Annotated in this window: 14 protein-coding genes and 1 pseudogene; all 15 read left to right on the forward strand. The window is 50.0% G+C overall.

The genetic code is table 11. The annotated features are described in order from the left end of the window. The first annotated feature begins 2 nt into the window (after window positions 1–2). Window positions 3–1,385 carry a F0F1 ATP synthase subunit beta gene (gene atpD / locus ACJHX4_RS09095; protein ID WP_000190506.1) on the forward strand — a complete coding sequence of 461 codons (1,383 nt, stop codon included), beginning with the start codon at window positions 3–5 and terminating at the stop codon, window positions 1,383–1,385. Window positions 1,386–1,405: 20 nt separating this feature from the next. After that, a complete protein-coding gene (locus tag ACJHX4_RS09100) occupies window positions 1,406–1,825 on the forward strand; it encodes a F0F1 ATP synthase subunit epsilon (protein WP_001251965.1) in 420 nt (139 codons plus the stop codon). 353 nt (window positions 1,826–2,178) lie between these two features. Further along, entirely contained in the window at window positions 2,179–3,549 is a 1,371-nt protein-coding gene (gene glmU, locus ACJHX4_RS09105) for a bifunctional UDP-N-acetylglucosamine diphosphorylase/glucosamine-1-phosphate N-acetyltransferase GlmU (RefSeq protein ID WP_000933735.1), read from the forward strand. A 161-nt stretch (window positions 3,550–3,710) separates the two neighbouring features. After that, window positions 3,711–5,540: a glutamine--fructose-6-phosphate transaminase (isomerizing) gene (glmS, locus tag ACJHX4_RS09110; protein WP_000334086.1), complete on the forward strand. Its 1,830-nt coding sequence runs from the start codon at window positions 3,711–3,713 to the stop codon at window positions 5,538–5,540. Between the two features lie 313 nt (window positions 5,541–5,853). Further along, window positions 5,854–6,894: a phosphate ABC transporter substrate-binding protein PstS gene (gene pstS / locus ACJHX4_RS09115; protein WP_000867146.1), complete on the forward strand. Its 1,041-nt coding sequence runs from the start codon at window positions 5,854–5,856 to the stop codon at window positions 6,892–6,894. An 85-nt stretch (window positions 6,895–6,979) separates the two neighbouring features. Continuing rightward, window positions 6,980–7,939, forward strand: a complete 960-nt coding sequence (gene pstC, locus ACJHX4_RS09120) for a phosphate ABC transporter permease PstC (protein ID WP_000741620.1) — start codon at window positions 6,980–6,982, stop codon at window positions 7,937–7,939. Continuing rightward, the gene (gene pstA / locus ACJHX4_RS09125; protein WP_001251986.1) at window positions 7,939–8,829 is read left to right on the forward strand and encodes a phosphate ABC transporter permease PstA; all 891 of its coding nucleotides are present in this window, start codon (window positions 7,939–7,941) and stop codon (window positions 8,827–8,829) included. The genes pstC and pstA overlap by 1 nt, the downstream gene beginning before the upstream one ends. A 90-nt stretch (window positions 8,830–8,919) precedes the next feature. Next, entirely contained in the window at window positions 8,920–9,693 is a 774-nt protein-coding gene (gene pstB, locus ACJHX4_RS09130) for a phosphate ABC transporter ATP-binding protein PstB (protein ID WP_000063125.1), read from the forward strand. 14 nt (window positions 9,694–9,707) lie between these two features. Then, complete coding sequence (phoU, locus tag ACJHX4_RS09135; protein ID WP_000377784.1) at window positions 9,708–10,433, forward strand: phosphate signaling complex protein PhoU; 726 nt, start codon at window positions 9,708–9,710, stop codon at window positions 10,431–10,433. Between the two features lie 285 nt (window positions 10,434–10,718). Beyond that, a pseudogene (gene bglG / locus ACJHX4_RS09140) lies at window positions 10,719–11,555 on the forward strand (transcriptional antiterminator BglG). Window positions 11,556–11,688: 133 nt separating this feature from the next. After that, a complete protein-coding gene (gene bglF / locus ACJHX4_RS09145) occupies window positions 11,689–13,563 on the forward strand; it encodes a PTS beta-glucoside transporter subunit IIABC (RefSeq protein WP_000137323.1) in 1,875 nt (624 codons plus the stop codon). An 18-nt stretch (window positions 13,564–13,581) separates the two neighbouring features. Further along, on the forward strand, window positions 13,582–14,976 hold the full coding sequence (gene bglB / locus ACJHX4_RS09150) for a 6-phospho-beta-glucosidase BglB (protein WP_000643260.1): 1,395 nt from the start codon (window positions 13,582–13,584) through the stop codon (window positions 14,974–14,976). An 85-nt stretch (window positions 14,977–15,061) separates the two neighbouring features. Further along, window positions 15,062–16,678, forward strand: a complete 1,617-nt coding sequence (bglH, locus tag ACJHX4_RS09155; protein WP_000489811.1) for a carbohydrate-specific porin BglH — start codon at window positions 15,062–15,064, stop codon at window positions 16,676–16,678. 26 nt (window positions 16,679–16,704) lie between these two features. Continuing rightward, window positions 16,705–17,874: an alpha/beta hydrolase gene (locus ACJHX4_RS09160; protein WP_001296584.1), complete on the forward strand. Its 1,170-nt coding sequence runs from the start codon at window positions 16,705–16,707 to the stop codon at window positions 17,872–17,874. 14 nt (window positions 17,875–17,888) lie between these two features. After that, the gene (locus ACJHX4_RS09165; protein WP_000766877.1) at window positions 17,889–18,611 is read left to right on the forward strand and encodes a glucosamine-6-phosphate deaminase; all 723 of its coding nucleotides are present in this window, start codon (window positions 17,889–17,891) and stop codon (window positions 18,609–18,611) included.

Here is an 18,611-nt window from a genome sequence, read left to right on the forward strand (position 1 = left end):
AGATGGCTACTGGAAAGATTGTCCAGGTAATCGGCGCCGTAGTTGACGTCGAATTCCCTCAGGATGCCGTACCGCGCGTGTACGATGCTCTTGAGGTGCAAAATGGTAATGAGCGTCTGGTGCTGGAAGTTCAGCAGCAGCTCGGCGGCGGTATCGTGCGTACCATCGCAATGGGTTCCTCCGACGGTCTGCGTCGCGGTCTGGATGTAAAAGACCTCGAACACCCGATCGAAGTCCCGGTAGGTAAAGCGACTCTGGGTCGTATCATGAACGTACTGGGTGAACCGGTCGACATGAAAGGCGAGATCGGTGAAGAAGAGCGTTGGGCGATTCACCGCGCAGCACCTTCCTACGAAGAGCTGTCAAACTCTCAGGAACTGCTGGAAACCGGTATCAAAGTTATCGACCTGATGTGTCCGTTCGCTAAGGGCGGTAAAGTTGGTCTGTTCGGTGGTGCGGGTGTAGGTAAAACCGTAAACATGATGGAGCTTATTCGTAACATCGCGATCGAGCACTCCGGTTACTCTGTGTTTGCGGGCGTAGGTGAACGTACTCGTGAGGGTAACGACTTCTACCACGAAATGACCGACTCCAACGTTATCGACAAAGTATCCCTGGTGTATGGCCAGATGAACGAGCCGCCGGGAAACCGTCTGCGCGTTGCTCTGACCGGTCTGACCATGGCTGAGAAATTCCGTGACGAAGGTCGTGACGTTCTGCTGTTCGTTGACAACATCTATCGTTACACCCTGGCCGGTACGGAAGTATCCGCACTGCTGGGCCGTATGCCTTCAGCGGTAGGTTATCAGCCGACCCTGGCGGAAGAGATGGGCGTTCTGCAGGAACGTATCACCTCCACCAAAACCGGTTCTATCACCTCCGTACAGGCGGTATACGTACCTGCGGATGACCTGACTGACCCGTCTCCGGCAACCACCTTTGCGCACCTTGACGCAACCGTGGTACTGAGCCGTCAGATCGCGTCTCTGGGTATCTACCCGGCCGTTGACCCGCTGGACTCCACCAGCCGTCAGCTGGACCCGCTGGTGGTTGGTCAGGAACACTACGACACCGCGCGTGGCGTTCAGTCCATCCTGCAACGTTATCAGGAACTGAAAGACATTATCGCCATCCTGGGTATGGATGAACTGTCTGAAGAAGACAAACTGGTGGTAGCGCGTGCTCGTAAGATCCAGCGCTTCCTGTCCCAGCCGTTCTTCGTGGCAGAGGTATTCACCGGTTCTCCGGGTAAATACGTCTCCCTGAAAGACACCATCCGTGGCTTTAAAGGCATCATGGAAGGCGAATACGATCACCTGCCGGAGCAGGCGTTCTACATGGTCGGTTCCATCGAAGAAGCTGTGGAAAAAGCCAAAAAACTTTAACGCCTTAATCGGAGGGTGATATGGCAATGACTTACCACCTGGACGTCGTCAGCGCAGAGCAACAAATGTTCTCTGGTCTGGTCGAGAAAATCCAGGTAACGGGTAGCGAAGGTGAACTGGGGATCTACCCTGGCCACGCACCGCTGCTCACCGCCATTAAGCCTGGTATGATTCGCATCGTGAAACAGCACGGTCACGAAGAGTTTATCTATCTGTCTGGCGGCATTCTTGAAGTGCAGCCTGGCAACGTGACCGTTCTGGCCGACACCGCAATTCGCGGCCAGGATCTCGACGAAGCGCGAGCCATGGAAGCGAAACGTAAGGCTGAAGAGCACATTAGCAGCTCTCACGGCGACGTAGATTACGCTCAGGCGTCTGCGGAACTGGCCAAAGCGATCGCGCAGCTGCGCGTTATCGAGTTGACCAAAAAAGCGATGTAACACCGGCTTGAAAAGCACAAAAGCCAGTCTGGCAACAGGCTGGCTTTTTTTTACGCGTATTGACCCGTCCTGAAAAGCGTTCACATAGATCCTGATGATATAAAACACCCCTGTTTTCCCGTTTATTCATTGATCGAAATAAGAGCAAAAACATCCACCTGACGCTTAAATGAAGGTACTGCCTTAATTTTCTGCAGACAAAAGGCGTGACGATGGTCGAAAATGGCGCTTTCGTCAGCGGGGATAATCCGTTATTGAACAATTTATCCTCTGTCCATTTCACGATGAAAAAAATGTAGTTTTTTCAAGGTGAAGCGGTTTAAATTCGTTCTCAAATTACAGTCAGGACGCGTATGTTGAATAATGCTATGAGCGTAGTGATCCTTGCCGCAGGCAAAGGCACGCGCATGTATTCCGATCTTCCGAAAGTGCTGCATACCCTTGCCGGGAAAGCGATGGTTCAGCATGTCATTGATGCTGCGAATGAATTAGGCGCAGCGCACGTTCACCTTGTGTATGGTCACGGCGGCGATCTGCTTAAGCAGGCGCTGAAAGACGACAACCTGAACTGGGTGCTTCAGGCAGAACAGCTGGGTACGGGTCATGCGATGCAGCAGGCCGCACCTTTCTTTGCCGATGATGAAGACATTTTAATGCTCTACGGCGACGTGCCGCTGATCTCTGTCGAAACACTCCAGCGTCTGCGTGATGCTAAACCGCAGGGTGGCATTGGTCTGCTGACGGTAAAACTGGATGATCCGACCGGTTATGGACGTATCACCCGTGAAAACGGCAAAGTTACCGGCATTGTTGAGCACAAAGATGCCACCGACGAGCAGCGTCAGATTCAGGAGATCAACACCGGCATTCTGATTGCCAACGGCGCAGATATGAAACGCTGGCTGGCGAAGCTGACCAACAATAATGCTCAGGGCGAATACTACATCACCGACATTATTGCGCTGGCGTATCAGGAAGGACGTGAAATCGTCGCCGTTCATCCGCAACGTTTAAGCGAAGTAGAAGGCGTGAATAACCGCCTGCAACTCTCCCGACTGGAGCGCGTTTACCAGTCCGAACAGGCTGAAAAACTGCTGTTAGCAGGCGTTATGCTGCGCGATCCGGCGCGTTTTGATCTGCGCGGTACGCTTACTCACGGGCGCGATGTTGAAATTGATACTAACGTTATCATCGAGGGCAACGTGACTCTCGGTCATCGCGTGAAAATCGGCACCGGTTGCGTGATTAAAAACAGCGTGATTGGCGATGATTGCGAAATCAGTCCATATACCGTCGTGGAAGATGCGAATCTGGCAGCGGCCTGTACTATTGGCCCGTTTGCCCGTCTGCGTCCTGGTGCTGAGTTGCTGGAAGGTGCACACGTCGGTAACTTCGTTGAGATGAAAAAAGCGCGTCTGGGTAAAGGCTCGAAAGCTGGTCATCTGACTTACCTGGGCGATGCGGAAATTGGCGATAACGTTAACATCGGTGCGGGAACCATTACCTGCAACTACGATGGTGCGAATAAATTTAAGACCATTATCGGCGACGATGTGTTTGTCGGTTCCGACACTCAACTGGTGGCCCCGGTAACAGTAGGCAAAGGCGCGACCATTGCTGCGGGTACAACTGTGACGCGTAATGTCGGCGAAAATGCCCTGGCTATCAGCCGTGTGCCGCAGACTCAAAAAGAAGGCTGGCGTCGTCCGATAAAGAAAAAGTAATTCTGGTCGGGTAATCCGGTCATATGGGATGAGGAGATAACATAATCTCCCGCCCACAAGCAGTAACTATAAAAATAACCCCACTCTCTACAAGGCTCGGGGCGCCCGAAAAAACGGGCATACAGGTTGACCGACAACGATATAAATCGGAATCAAAAACTATGTGTGGAATTGTTGGCGCGATCGCGCAACGTGATGTAGCAGAAATCCTTCTTGAAGGTTTACGTCGTCTGGAATATCGCGGATATGACTCTGCCGGCCTGGCCGTGGTGGATGCTGAAGGTCATATGACCCGCCTGCGTCGCCTCGGTAAAGTACAGATGCTGGCTCAGGCAGCGGAAGAACATCCTCTGCATGGCGGCACCGGTATTGCTCACACTCGCTGGGCGACCCACGGTGAACCTTCAGAAGCTAACGCGCATCCGCATGTTTCTGAACACATTGTGGTGGTGCATAACGGCATCATCGAAAACCATGAACCGCTGCGTGAAGAGTTAAAAGCGCGTGGCTATACCTTCGTTTCTGAAACCGACACCGAAGTGATTGCACATTTGGTGAACTGGGAGCTGAAACAAGGCGGTACTCTGCGTGAGGCAGTTCTGCGTGCTATCCCGCAACTGCGTGGTGCGTACGGTACAGTGATCATGGACTCCCGTCATCCGGATACCCTGCTGGCGGCACGTTCTGGTAGTCCGCTGGTGATTGGCCTGGGTATGGGCGAAAACTTTATCGCTTCTGACCAGCTGGCGCTGTTGCCAGTGACTCGTCGTTTTATCTTCCTTGAAGAGGGCGATATTGCGGAAATCACTCGCCGTTCGGTAAACATCTTCGATAAAACTGGCGCGGAAGTAAAACGTCAGGATATCGAATCCAATCTGCAATATGACGCGGGCGATAAAGGTATTTACCGCCACTACATGCAGAAAGAGATCTACGAACAGCCGAACGCGATCAAAAACACCCTTACCGGGCGCATCAGCCACGGTCAGGTTGATTTAAGCGAGCTGGGACCGAACGCCGATGAACTGCTGTCGAAGGTTGAGCATATTCAGATCCTCGCCTGTGGTACTTCTTATAACTCCGGTATGGTTTCCCGCTACTGGTTTGAATCGCTGGCAGGTATTCCGTGCGACGTCGAAATCGCCTCTGAATTCCGCTATCGCAAATCTGCCGTGCGTCGTAACAGCCTGATGATCACCTTGTCACAGTCTGGCGAAACCGCGGATACCCTGGCGGGCCTGCGTCTTTCGAAAGAGCTGGGTTACCTTGGTTCGCTGGCAATCTGTAACGTTCCGGGTTCTTCTCTGGTGCGCGAATCCGATCTGGCGCTGATGACCAACGCCGGTACGGAAATTGGCGTGGCCTCCACCAAAGCATTCACCACCCAGTTAACTGTGCTGTTGATGCTGGTGGCGAAACTGTCTCGCCTGAAAGGTCTGGATGCCTCCATTGAACATGACATCGTGCATGGTCTGCAGGCGCTGCCGAGCCGTATTGAGCAGATGCTGTCTCAGGACAAACGCATTGAAGCGCTGGCAGAAGATTTCTCTGACAAACATCACGCGCTGTTCCTGGGCCGTGGCGATCAGTACCCAATCGCGCTGGAAGGTGCATTGAAGCTGAAAGAGATCTCTTACATTCACGCTGAAGCCTACGCTGCAGGCGAACTGAAACACGGTCCGCTGGCGCTGATTGATGCCGATATGCCGGTTATCGTCGTTGCACCGAACAACGAATTGCTGGAAAAACTGAAATCCAACATTGAAGAAGTTCGCGCGCGTGGCGGTCAGTTGTATGTCTTCGCCGATCAGGATGCGGGTTTTGTGAGCAGTGACAACATGCACATCATTGAGATGCCGCATGTGGAAGAGGTGATTGCACCGATCTTCTACACCGTTCCGCTGCAACTACTGGCTTACCACGTTGCGCTGATCAAAGGCACCGACGTTGACCAGCCGCGTAACCTGGCGAAATCGGTTACGGTTGAGTAATAAATGGATGCCCTGCGTAAGCAGGGCATTTTTCTTCCTGTTATGTTTTTAATCAAATATCCTGCCAACTCCATGTGACAAACCGTCATCTTCGGCTACTTTTTCTCTGACACAGAATGAAAATTTTTCTGTCATCTCTTCGTTATTAATATTTGTAATTAACTGAATATCAACGCTTATTTAAATCAGACTAAAGACTTTCTCTCTCTGTCATAAAACTGTCATAAACCTTACATATAACTGTCACCTGTTTGTCCTATTTTGCTTCTCGTAGCCAACAAACAATGCTTTATGAATCCTCCCAGGAGACATTATGAAAGTTATGCGTACCACCGTCGCAACTGTTGTCGCCGCGACCTTATCGATGAGTGCTTTCTCTGTGTTTGCAGAAGCAAGCCTGACAGGTGCAGGTGCAACCTTCCCTGCGCCGGTGTATGCCAAATGGGCTGACACTTACCAGAAAGAAACCGGTAATAAAGTTAACTACCAGGGTATCGGTTCTTCCGGTGGCGTAAAACAGATTATCGCTAACACCGTTGATTTCGGTGCCTCTGACGCGCCGCTGTCTGATGAAAAACTGGCTCAGGAAGGCCTGTTCCAGTTCCCGACCGTGATTGGCGGCGTGGTGCTGGCGGTTAATATTCCAGGTCTGAAGTCTGGCGAACTGGTGCTGGATGGTAAAACCCTCGGCGACATCTACCTGGGCAAAATCAAGAAGTGGGATGATGAAGCCATCGCCAAACTGAATCCGGGTCTGAAACTGCCTTCACAGAACATTGCTGTAGTACGCCGCGCAGATGGCTCCGGGACTTCCTTCGTCTTCACCAGCTACCTGGCGAAAGTGAACGAAGAGTGGAAAAACAACGTTGGTACTGGCTCTACCGTAAAATGGCCGATCGGTCTGGGCGGTAAAGGTAACGACGGTATCGCCGCGTTCGTTCAGCGTCTGCCGGGTGCAATTGGTTACGTTGAATATGCTTACGCGAAGCAGAACAACCTGGCGTACACCAAATTGATCTCCGCTGATGGCAAACCGGTTAGTCCGACCGAAGAAAACTTCGCTAATGCAGCAAAAGGCGCAGACTGGAGCAAAACATTCGCTCAGGATCTGACCAACCAGAAAGGCGAAGATGCGTGGCCTATTACCTCTACCACGTTCATTCTGATCCACAAAGATCAGAAGAAACCAGAACAAGGCACAGAAGTGCTGAAGTTCTTCGACTGGGCATACAAAACCGGGGCTAAACAGGCGAACGACCTGGATTACGCCAGCCTGCCGGATAGCGTAGTGGAACAGGTTCGCGCTGCGTGGAAGACCAATATTAAAGACAGTAGCGGCAAGCCGCTGTACTAATAAAACTCAGGCCGGGTACGGTGTTTTACGCCGCATCCGGCATTACAAAATGACTTTGTAAACGCGTTTAACTGAAGAGTAACTTATGGCTGCAACCAAGCCTGCTTTTAACCCACCGGGTAAAAAGGGCGACATAATTTTCAGCGTGCTGGTAAAACTGGCGGCGCTGATTGTGCTATTGATGTTGGGTGGCATTATTGTCTCTCTGATCATCTCCTCCTGGCCGAGCATTCAGAAATTTGGTCTGGCTTTCCTGTGGACCAAAGAGTGGGATGCGCCGAACGATATCTACGGGGCGCTGGTGCCGATCTACGGTACGCTGGTGACCTCGTTTATCGCGCTGCTGATCGCCGTCCCGGTGAGTTTCGGTATCGCCCTGTTCCTGACCGAGCTTGCGCCTGGCTGGCTGAAGCGCCCGCTGGGTATCGCCATTGAGCTGCTGGCAGCCATTCCAAGTATCGTTTACGGCATGTGGGGCCTGTTTATCTTTGCGCCGCTGTTCGCCGTTTACTTCCAGGAGCCGGTCGGCAATATCATGTCGAATATCCCGATTGTCGGCGCGCTGTTCTCCGGCCCGGCCTTTGGTATCGGTATCCTCGCGGCAGGCGTGATCCTCGCCATCATGATTATTCCGTACATTGCGGCGGTAATGCGCGATGTGTTCGAACAAACCCCGGTGATGATGAAAGAGTCGGCCTACGGTATTGGCTGCACCACCTGGGAAGTTATCTGGCGTATCGTTCTTCCGTTCACCAAAAATGGTGTTATCGGCGGCATTATGTTGGGGCTGGGCCGCGCGCTTGGTGAAACCATGGCGGTGACCTTTATCATCGGTAACACCTACCAGCTCGACAGCGCCTCGCTGTACATGCCGGGCAACAGTATCACCTCTGCGCTGGCGAACGAATTTGCCGAAGCAGAGTCGGGTCTGCACGTTGCTGCACTGATGGAACTGGGCCTGATCCTGTTTGTGATTACCTTCATCGTCCTCGCCGCATCGAAGTTTATGATTATGCGCCTGGCTAAGAATGAGGGGGCACGCTAATGGCTATGGTTGAAATGCAAACCACTGCGGCACTGGCTGAATCCCGCCGCAAAATGCAGGCGCGTCGCCGCCTCAAAAACCGTATTGCGCTGACGCTCTCAATGGCGACGATGGCCTTCGGTCTGTTCTGGCTGATCTGGATTTTAATGTCCACCATCACTCGCGGTATCGACGGTATGTCGCTGGCGCTGTTCACCGAAATGACGCCACCACCCAATACGGAAGGCGGTGGTCTGGCGAACGCCCTGGCGGGTAGCGGCCTGTTAATTTTGTGGGCTACGGTATTCGGTACGCCGCTGGGCATTATGGCGGGGATTTACCTGGCTGAATATGGTCGTAAATCCTGGCTGGCAGAAGTGATTCGCTTCATTAACGACATTCTGCTCTCCGCGCCGTCGATTGTGGTTGGTCTTTTTGTTTACACCATCGTGGTGGCGCAGATGGAGCACTTCTCCGGCTGGGCGGGCGTGATTGCGCTGGCGCTGTTGCAGGTGCCGATTGTTATCCGCACCACCGAGAACATGCTGAAACTGGTGCCGGACAGCCTGCGTGAAGCGGCTTATGCGCTGGGTACGCCGAAGTGGAAGATGATCGCCTCGATCACGCTGAAAGCGTCGGTGTCCGGGATCATGACCGGTATCCTGCTGGCGATTGCCCGTATTGCTGGTGAAACCGCACCGCTGCTGTTTACTGCGCTCTCCAACCAGTTCTGGAGCACGGACATGATGCAGCCGATCGCCAACCTGCCGGTGACGATCTTTAAGTTTGCGATGAGCCCGTTTGCGGAATGGCAGCAACTGGCCTGGGCCGGGGTGTTGATCATTACCCTGTGCGTACTGCTGCTGAACATTCTGGCGCGCGTTGTTTTTGCGAAGAATAAACACGGTTAACACTTTGCTGGATGCGGCGTAAACGCCTTATCCGGCCTACGGTAAGCCTGATTCGCGAAGTGCATCAGGCACGATGAGGAAAAGATTGCAATGAGTATGGTTGAAACTGCCCCGAGTAAAATTCAGGTTCGTAATTTGAACTTCTACTACGGCAAATTCCATGCCCTGAAAAACATCAACCTGGATATCGCCAAAAACCAGGTTACGGCGTTTATCGGGCCGTCCGGCTGCGGTAAATCAACGCTGCTGCGTACCTTCAACAAAATGTTTGAACTGTACCCGGAGCAGCGTGCGGAAGGTGAAATTCTGCTCGATGGCGACAACATCCTGACCAACTCTCAGGATATCGCCCTGCTGCGTGCGAAAGTGGGCATGGTGTTCCAGAAACCGACGCCGTTCCCGATGTCCATTTACGACAACATCGCCTTTGGCGTGCGTCTGTTTGAGAAGCTCTCCCGTGCCGACATGGACGAGCGCGTGCAGTGGGCATTGACCAAAGCCGCATTGTGGAACGAAACCAAAGATAAATTGCACCAGAGCGGTTACTCTCTCTCTGGTGGTCAGCAACAGCGTCTGTGCATTGCGCGTGGTATCGCCATTCGCCCGGAAGTGCTGCTGCTCGACGAACCGTGTTCGGCACTCGACCCTATCTCTACCGGGCGTATTGAAGAGCTGATCACCGAACTGAAGCAGGATTACACCGTGGTGATCGTCACCCACAACATGCAGCAGGCTGCGCGTTGTTCCGACCACACGGCGTTTATGTACCTGGGCGAATTGATTGAGTTCAGCAACACGGACGATCTGTTCACCAAGCCAGCGAAAAAACAAACAGAAGACTACATCACCGGTCGTTACGGTTGATTCAGGAGTGCGTTATGGACAGTCTCAATCTTAATAAACATATTTCCGGCCAGTTCAACGCCGAACTGGAAAGCATCCGCACGCAGGTGATGACCATGGGCGGCATGGTGGAGCAGCAGCTTTCTGATGCAATCACCGCGATGCATAACCAGGACAGCGATCTGGCGAAGCGCGTCATCGAAGGCGACAAGAACGTCAACATGATGGAAGTGGCGATCGATGAAGCCTGCGTGCGCATTATCGCCAAACGTCAGCCGACGGCGAGCGACCTGCGTCTGGTGATGGTAATCAGTAAAACCATTGCCGAGCTGGAGCGTATTGGTGACGTGGCGGATAAAATCTGCCGTACTGCGCTGGAGAAATTCTCCCAGCAGCATCAGCCGTTGCTGGTAAGTCTGGAGTCGCTGGGCCGTCATACCATCCAGATGCTGCACGACGTGCTGGACGCGTTCGCGCGGATGGACATTGACGAAGCGGTACGTATTTATCGTGAAGATAAAAAAGTCGATCAGGAGTACGAAGGTATTGTTCGTCAACTGATGACCTACATGATGGAAGATTCGCGTACCATTCCGAGCGTACTTACCGCGTTATTCTGTGCGCGTTCTATCGAACGTATTGGCGACCGCTGCCAGAATATTTGTGAGTTTATCTTCTACTACGTGAAGGGGCAGGATTTCCGTCACGTCGGTGGTGACGAGCTCGATAAACTGCTGGCAGAAAAAGATAGCGATAAATAATTCACCAAGTAAATCCCAATAATTTAATTATTGGGATTTGTTATATATAACTTTATAAAATCCTAAAATTACACAAAATTAATAACTGCGAGCATGGTCATACTTTTATAAATAGAGCATTGCTATTTTTTCTGCACGCAACTAAATTAATTTTCGAACCTGGATGTTCGTTATAAAAACCATTAATTAATGACTGGATTGTTACTGCATTCGCAGGCAAAACCTGACATAACCAGAGAATACTGGTGAAGTCGGGTTTTTTTGTTTATAAAAAAGGTCCTTGCTATGAACATGCAAATCACCAAAATTCTCAACAATAATGTTGTGGTGGTTATTGATGATCAACAGCGGGAAAAAGTCGTCATGGGGCGCGGAATTGGCTTTCAAAAACGCCCAGGCGAAAGAATTAACTCAAGTGGAATAGAAAAAGAGTATGCCTTGAGCAGTCATGAACTGAACGGGCGATTAAGCGAACTCTTAAGTCATATGCCTCTTGAGGTGATGGCAACCTGTGATCGTATTATCTCTCTGGCGCAGGAGCGTCTGGGAAAGTTGCAGGACAGTATTTATATCTCGCTAACTGACCATTGCCAGTTTGCGATTAAACGCTTTCAGCAAAACGTGCTACTGCCCAACCCGCTGCTGTGGGATATCCAGCGACTTTACCCGAAAGAGTTCCAGCTAGGGGAAGAAGCGTTAACCATTATTGATAAACGGTTGGGCGTGCAGTTACCGAAAGATGAAGTGGGCTTTATTGCCATGCATCTGGTCAGTGCCCAAATGAGCGGAAATATGGAGGATGTTGCAGGTGTCACGCAATTAATGCGAGAAATGCTGCAATTAATAAAATTTCAGTTCAGCCTTAATTACCAGGAAGAAAGCTTGAGTTATCAGCGACTGGTTACGCATCTGAAATTTTTATCCTGGCGTATTATTGAACATGCATCGATTAACGATAGTGATGAATCATTACAATAAGCAGTAAAGCAAAATTACCCGCAAGCATGGCAATGTGCGGAGCGGATCGCCATTTTTATTGGTTTGCAGTATCAACGTAAAATCTCACCTGCAGAGATTATGTTTTTAGCCATAAATATAGAGCGCGTGCGCAAAGAACACTGAAATATTATTACTGAATAAAGGATTGTTACCGCACTAAGCGGGCAAAACCTGAAAAAAATTGCTTGATTCACGTCAGGCCGTTTTTTTCAGGTTTTTTTTTTGAGTTTTGCCGCAAAGCGGTAGAGGGCAAGTTATGACGGAGTTAGCCAGAACAATAGTCGCAGGAGTCGGGGGCGCAGATAACATTGTGAGTCTGATGCATTGTGCAACGCGATTACGTTTTAAGTTAAAGGATGAAAGCAAAGCGCAAGCTGAGGTACTGAAAAAGACCCCCGGTATTATTATGGTGGTGGAAAGCGGTGGCCAGTTTCAGGTTGTCATAGGTAACCATGTGGCCGATGTCTTCCTGGCGGTTAACAGCGTGGCAGGCCTTGGCGAAAAAGCGCAACAGGCACCGGAAAATGATGATAAAGGTAATCTGTTAAACCGCTTTGTTTATGTTATTTCAGGTATTTTTACGCCTCTGATCGGTTTGATGGCGGCAACCGGGATCCTGAAAGGTATGTTGGCTCTGGCACTCACTTTTCAGTGGACGACCGAACAAAGTGGTACTTATTTAATTTTATTTAGCGCCAGTGATGCCTTGTTTTGGTTCTTCCCGATAATCCTGGGCTACACCGCAGGGAAACGCTTCAGCGGCAATCCATTTACTGCCATGGTGATTGGCGGAGCGTTAGTGCATCCATTAATTCTGACTGCCTTCGAGAACGGGCAAAAAGTGGATGCGCTGGGCCTGGATTTCCTGGGTATTCCGGTCACATTGTTGAATTACTCGTCATCGGTTATTCCCATTATTTTTTCTGCCTGGTTGTGCAGCATTCTGGAACGCCGACTTAATGCGTGGTTACCTTCGGCAATCAAAAATTTCTTCACACCCTTGCTATGTCTGATGGTCATCACGCCCATCACATTTCTGCTGGTGGGGCCGCTATCAACCTGGATAAGTGAACTGATTGCTGCCGGTTATCTCTGGCTTTATCAGGCGGTTCCTGCATTTGCAGGCGCGGTAATGGGCGGCTTCTGGCAAATCTTTGTGATGTTTGGTCTGCATTGGGGTTTGATACCTTTAATTATCAATAACTTCACCGTGCTGGGCTACGACACCATGATCCCGCTGTTAATGCCCGCCATTATGGCGCAAGTCGGGGCGGCGCTCGGCGTCTTCCTCTGCGAACGCGATGCGCAGAAAAAAGTGGTAGCGGGATCGGCGGCGTTGACGGGGCTGTTTGGTATCACCGAACCGGCAGTATATGGCGTCAACCTGCCGCGTAAGTACCCCTTCGTTATCGCCTGCATAAGTGGGGCATTGGGGGCCACCATCATTGGCTACGCGCAAACGAAAGTTTACTCCTTTGGTTTGCCAGGTATTTTCACCTTCATGCAAACCATCCCGTCAACGGGGATTGATTTCACCGTATGGGCCAGCGTTATTGGTGGTGTCATTGCCATCGGTTGCGCATTTGTCGGTACGGTGATGCTTCATTTCATCACCGCTAAACGTCAGCCAGCGCAAGTTGCCCAGCAAGAGAAAACACCAGAGATTATTACACCTGAGCAGGGCGGTATCTGTTCACCGATGACGGGAGATATTGTGCCGCTCATTCACGTCGCTGATACCACGTTTGCCAGTGGCCTGTTGGGTAAAGGTATTGCCATTCTGCCCTCTGTTGGTGAAGTGCGTTCTCCGGTGGCGGGTCGAATTGCTTCGTTGTTCGCCACATTACACGCCATTGGCATTGAGTCAGATGATGGCGTGGAGATCCTGATTCATGTCGGTATCGACACCGTAAAACTGGACGGCAAATTCTTTTCCGCTCACGTCAACGTGGGTGACAAGGTCAATACAGGCGATCGGCTGATTTCTTTTGATATCCCTGCTATTCGCGAGGCCGGATTTGATCTGACGACGCCGGTATTAATCAGTAATAGCGATGATTTTACGGACGTATTACCCCACGGCACGGTGCAGATAAACGCTGGTGAGCCGCTGTTATCCATCATTCGCTAACGATAAAAGGAGTTAATTATGAAAGCATTTCCAGAAACATTTCTTTGGGGTGGTGCAACAGCTGCCAATCAGGTGGAAGGCGCATGGCAGGAAGATGGCAAAGGGATCACGACCTCAGATTTACAGCCTCATGGCGTAATGGGAAAAATGGAACCGCGCATCCTGGGGAAAGAGAATATCAAAGATGTCGCCATCGATTTTTATCACCGTTACCCGGAAGATATCGCGTTATTTGCCGAGATGGGCTTCACCTGTCTGCGTATTTCCATTGCCTGGGCGCGAATTTTCCCTCAGGGCGACGAAGCCGAACCGAATGAAGCGGGGTTAGCGTTTTACGAGCGGCTGTTTGATGAAATGGCGCAGGCGGGGATCAAGCCGCTGGTAACGTTATCCCATTACGAAATGCCATATGGGCTGGTGAAAAACTACGGCGGTTGGGCTAATCGGGCGGTCATCGATCACTTCGAGCATTACGCACGCACGGTCTTTACCCGCTACCAACATAAAGTTGTGTTATGGCTGACATTTAATGAAATCAACATGTCATTACACGCGCCATTCACGGGCGTGGGGCTGGCAGAAGAGAGTGGCGAGGCGGAAGTTTATCAGGCGATCCATCATCAACTGGTTGCCAGTGCGCGGGCAGTTAAAGCCTGTCATAGCCTGATCCCCGAAGCGAAAATTGGCAATATGCTTCTCGGTGGGCTGGTTTACCCCCTCACCTGCCAGCCACAGGATATGTTGCAGGCCATGGAAGAGAACCGGCGCTGGATGTTCTTTGGTGATGTTCAGGCGCGTGGTCAGTATCCCGGCTATATGCAGCGTTTCTTCCGCGACCACAATATCACCATTGAGATGACTGAAAGTGACGCAGAAGATTTAAAACATACCGTAGATTTCATCTCTTTTAGTTATTACATGACCGGTTGTGTTTCCCACGACGAAAGCATTAATAAAAATGCGCAGGGCAACATACTGAATATGATCCCAAATCCGCATCTGAAAAGTTCAGAGTGGGGGTGGCAAATTGATCCGGTTGGATTACGGATTCTGTTAAATACGCTTTGGGATCGTTATCAAAAACCGTTATTTATTGTCGAGAACGGATTAGGCGCAAAAGACAGCGTTGAAGTGGATGGTTCGATACAGGACGATTATCGAATTGCCTATTTAAATGATCACCTGGTACAGGTAAATGAAGCGATTGCCGATGGTGTGGATATTATGGGGTACACCAGTTGGGGGCCAATTGATTTAGTCAGTGCATCTCATTCACAAATGTCTAAGCGCTACGGCTTTATTTATGTGGATCGTGATGATAATGGTGAAGGAAGCCTCACAAGAACGCGCAAGAAAAGCTTCGGATGGTATGCAGAAGTGATCAAAACTCGGGGGCTATCATTAAAAAAATAACCAATAAAGCACCTTAAATATCGTCGCATTCAGAACAGTCTGGATGCGATGCGTTAATTCTTTCTTTGCACCATAAAGGGATATTATGTTTAGACGAAATATTATTACCTCTGCCATTTTATTAATGGCACCGTTAGCCTTTTCCGCACAATCATTGGCTGAATCATTAACCGTGGAACAACGCCTTGAGCTATTAGAAAAGGCGTTAAGAGAAACGCAAAGCGAACTGAAAAAATATAAAGATGAAGAGAAGAAAAAGTATACGCCAGCGACGGTGAATCGTAGCGTAAGTGCGAATGATCAAGGGTATGCCGCCAATCCATTCCCGACCAGTCGTGCCGCAAAGCCTGATGCTGTACTGGTTAAAAATGAAGAGAAAAATGCCAGTGAGACAGGCTCGATTTATTCTTCCATGACTCTGAAAGATTTCAGTAAATTTGTGAAAGATGAAATCGGCTTTAGTTACAACGGCTACTACCGTTCTGGTTGGGGCACAGCCTCCCATGGTTCACCTAAATCATGGGCAATTGGTTCTCTGGGCCGCTTTGGTAACGAATACTCCGGCTGGTTTGATTTGCAGTTAAAACAACGTGTCTACAACGAAAACGGCAAACGGGTTGATGCCATCGTGATGATGGATGGTAACGTGGGTCAGCAGTACTCTACTGGCTGGTTTGGCGATAACGCCGGTGGCGAGAACTTTATGCAGTTCTCTGATATGTACGTTACCACCAAAGGTTTCCTGCCCTTTGCGCCAGAGGCTGATTTCTGGGTGGGTAAACACGGTGCGCCGAAAATTGAAATCCAGATGCTTGACTGGAAAACGCAGCGTACCGATGCTGCCGCAGGTGTAGGTCTGGAAAACTGGAAAGTCGGTCCGGGTAAAATTGATATCGCGCTGGTTCGTGAAGATGTCGATGATTACGATCGCAGCCTGCAAAACAAACAGCAGATTAATACCAATACCATTGATTTACGCTATAAAGATATCCCGTTATGGGATAAAGCCACCTTAATGGTGAGCGGTCGTTATGTCTCAGCAAATGAAAGCGCATCGGAAAAAGATAATCAGGATAATAACGGGTATTATGACTGGAAAGATACCTGGATGTTTGGTACATCTTTAACGCAGAAATTTGATAAGGGTGGCTTCAACGAATTCTCCTTCCTGGTTGCGAATAACTCTATCGCCAGTAACTTTGGTCGTTATGCTGGTGCAAGTCCATTTACTACCTTTAATGGTCGTTATTATGGTGATCACACAGGCGGAACTGCAGTTCGTCTGACTTCGCAGGGCGAAGCTTATATCGGCGATCATTTCATTGTGGCTAACGCGATTGTTTACTCCTTCGGTAACGATATTTATAGCTACGAAACAGGCGCACATTCTGATTTCGAATCTATTCGTGCGGTTGTTCGCCCGGCCTATATTTGGGACCAATATAACCAGACAGGTGTTGAACTGGGCTATTTCACCCAGCAAAACAAAGATGCGAATAGCAATAAATATAATGAGTCTGGTTATAAAACCACGCTCTTCCATACCTTTAAAGTCAATACCAGTATGTTGACCTCGCGCCCGGAAATTCGTTTCTACGCTACATATATCAAAGCTCTGGAAAACGAACTGGATGGCTTCACCTTTGAAGACAATAAAGACGACCAGTTTGCTGTCGGTGCCCAGGCTGAAATCTGGTGGTAATGGAACTTAATAAAAGGAATATTACGATGAATATAAAAATTGCTGCTTTAACGCTGGCTATTGCCAGCGGTATTTCTGCTCAATGGGCCATAGCAGCGGATATGCCAGCCAGCCCGGCACCCACTATTCCGGTGAAACAGTATGTGACTCAGGTCAATACCGATAACAGCGTGACCTTTCGCTACTTTGCCCCTGGGGCAAAAAATGTCTCCGTAGTGGTGGGTGTTCCGGTTCCGGACAATATTCACCCGATGACCAAAGATGAAGCGGGAGTCTGGTCGTGGCGCACGCCTGTCCTGAAAGGCAATCTGTACGAGTATTTTTTCAATGTTGATGGTGTACGCAGCATTGATACAGGCACGGCAATGACTAAGCCTCAGCGTCAGGTTAACTCCAGTATGATTCTGGTACCGGGCAGTTATCTGGATACACGTTCTGTTGTGCATGGTGATTTGATCGCCATAACTTACCACTCCAACGCATTGCAATCCGAACGTCAGATGTATGTCTGGACCCCGCCAGGATACACCGGCATAGGCGAGCCTTTGCCAGTGCTCTATTTCTATCACGGCTTTGGTGATACCGGACGTTCCGCTATTGATCAGGGGCGTATCCCGCAAATCATGGATAACCTGCTGGCTGAAGGGAAAATTAAACCGATGCTGGTGGTGATCCCGGATACCGAAACCGATGCGAAGGGCATTATTCCCGAAGATTTCGTTCCTCAGGAGAGACGTAAAGTCTTTTATCCGTTAAATGCTAAAGCGGCAGATCGCGAACTGATGAACGATATTATCCCGCTGATTAGCAAGCGTTTTAATGTCCGTAAAGATGCCGATGGTCGCGCACTGGCAGGGCTTTCACAAGGTGGGTATCAGGCACTGGTATCGGGAATTAATCATCTGGAAAGCTTTGGCTGGCTGGCCACATTCAGTGGTGTTACCACGACGACCGTACCAGATGAAGGGGTCGCTGCCCGGCTGAACGATCCGGCAGCTATTAACCAGCAACTACGTAATTTTACTGTGGTCGTGGGCGATAAAGATGTCGTAACCGGCAAGGATATCGCCGGGCTGAAAACTGAGCTTGAGCAGAAAAAAATAAAGTTTGATTACCAGGAATATCCCGGTCTGAACCATGAAATGGATGTCTGGCGACCAGCCTATGCAGCCTTTGTACAGAAATTATTTAAATAAAATAAGGCATTAAGATGAAATTGATCATTACCGAAGATTACCAGGAAATGAGCCGTGTCGCCGCACATCATCTGCTTGGTTATATGTCAAAGATGCGTCGCGTTAACCTGGCAATTACCGCCGGTAGCACGCCCAAAGGCATGTACGAATATCTCATCACTCTGGTTAAAGGTAAGCCCTGGTACGATAACTGCTATTTCTACAATTTCGATGAAATTCCATTTCGTGGCAAAGAAGGGGAAGGCGTAACGATTACCAATCTGCGTAATCTGTTTTTCACCCCTGCAGGGATCAAAGAAGAGAATATCCAGAAGCTCACTATTGATAACTACCGCGAGCATGATCAGAAACTGGCGCGTGAAGGTGGCCTGGATTTGGTGGTGTTGGGATTAGGTGTAGATGGTCATTTTTGTGGCAATTTGCCAAATACGACCCATTTCCATGAGCAAACCGTGGAGTTCCCGATCCAGGGAGAGATGGTTGATATTGTGGCGCATGGCGAGTTGGGTGGCGACTTTTCATTAGTGCCTGACAGCTACGTGACGATGGGGCCGAAAAGCATCATGGCGGCGAAAAACTTGCTGATAATTGTCAGTGGCGCGGGTAAAGCGCAGGCACTGAAAAATGTTCTGCAAGGTCCGGTTACCGAAGATGTTCCTGCTTCCGTGTTGCAGCTGCATCCTTCGCTGATGGTAATCGCTGATAAAGCCGCTGCCGCAGAATTAGCGCTCGGTTAA

This window comes from Escherichia sp. WS2035 (assembly GCF_046487065.1).
Lineage (GTDB): Bacteria > Pseudomonadota > Gammaproteobacteria > Enterobacterales > Enterobacteriaceae > Escherichia > Escherichia coli.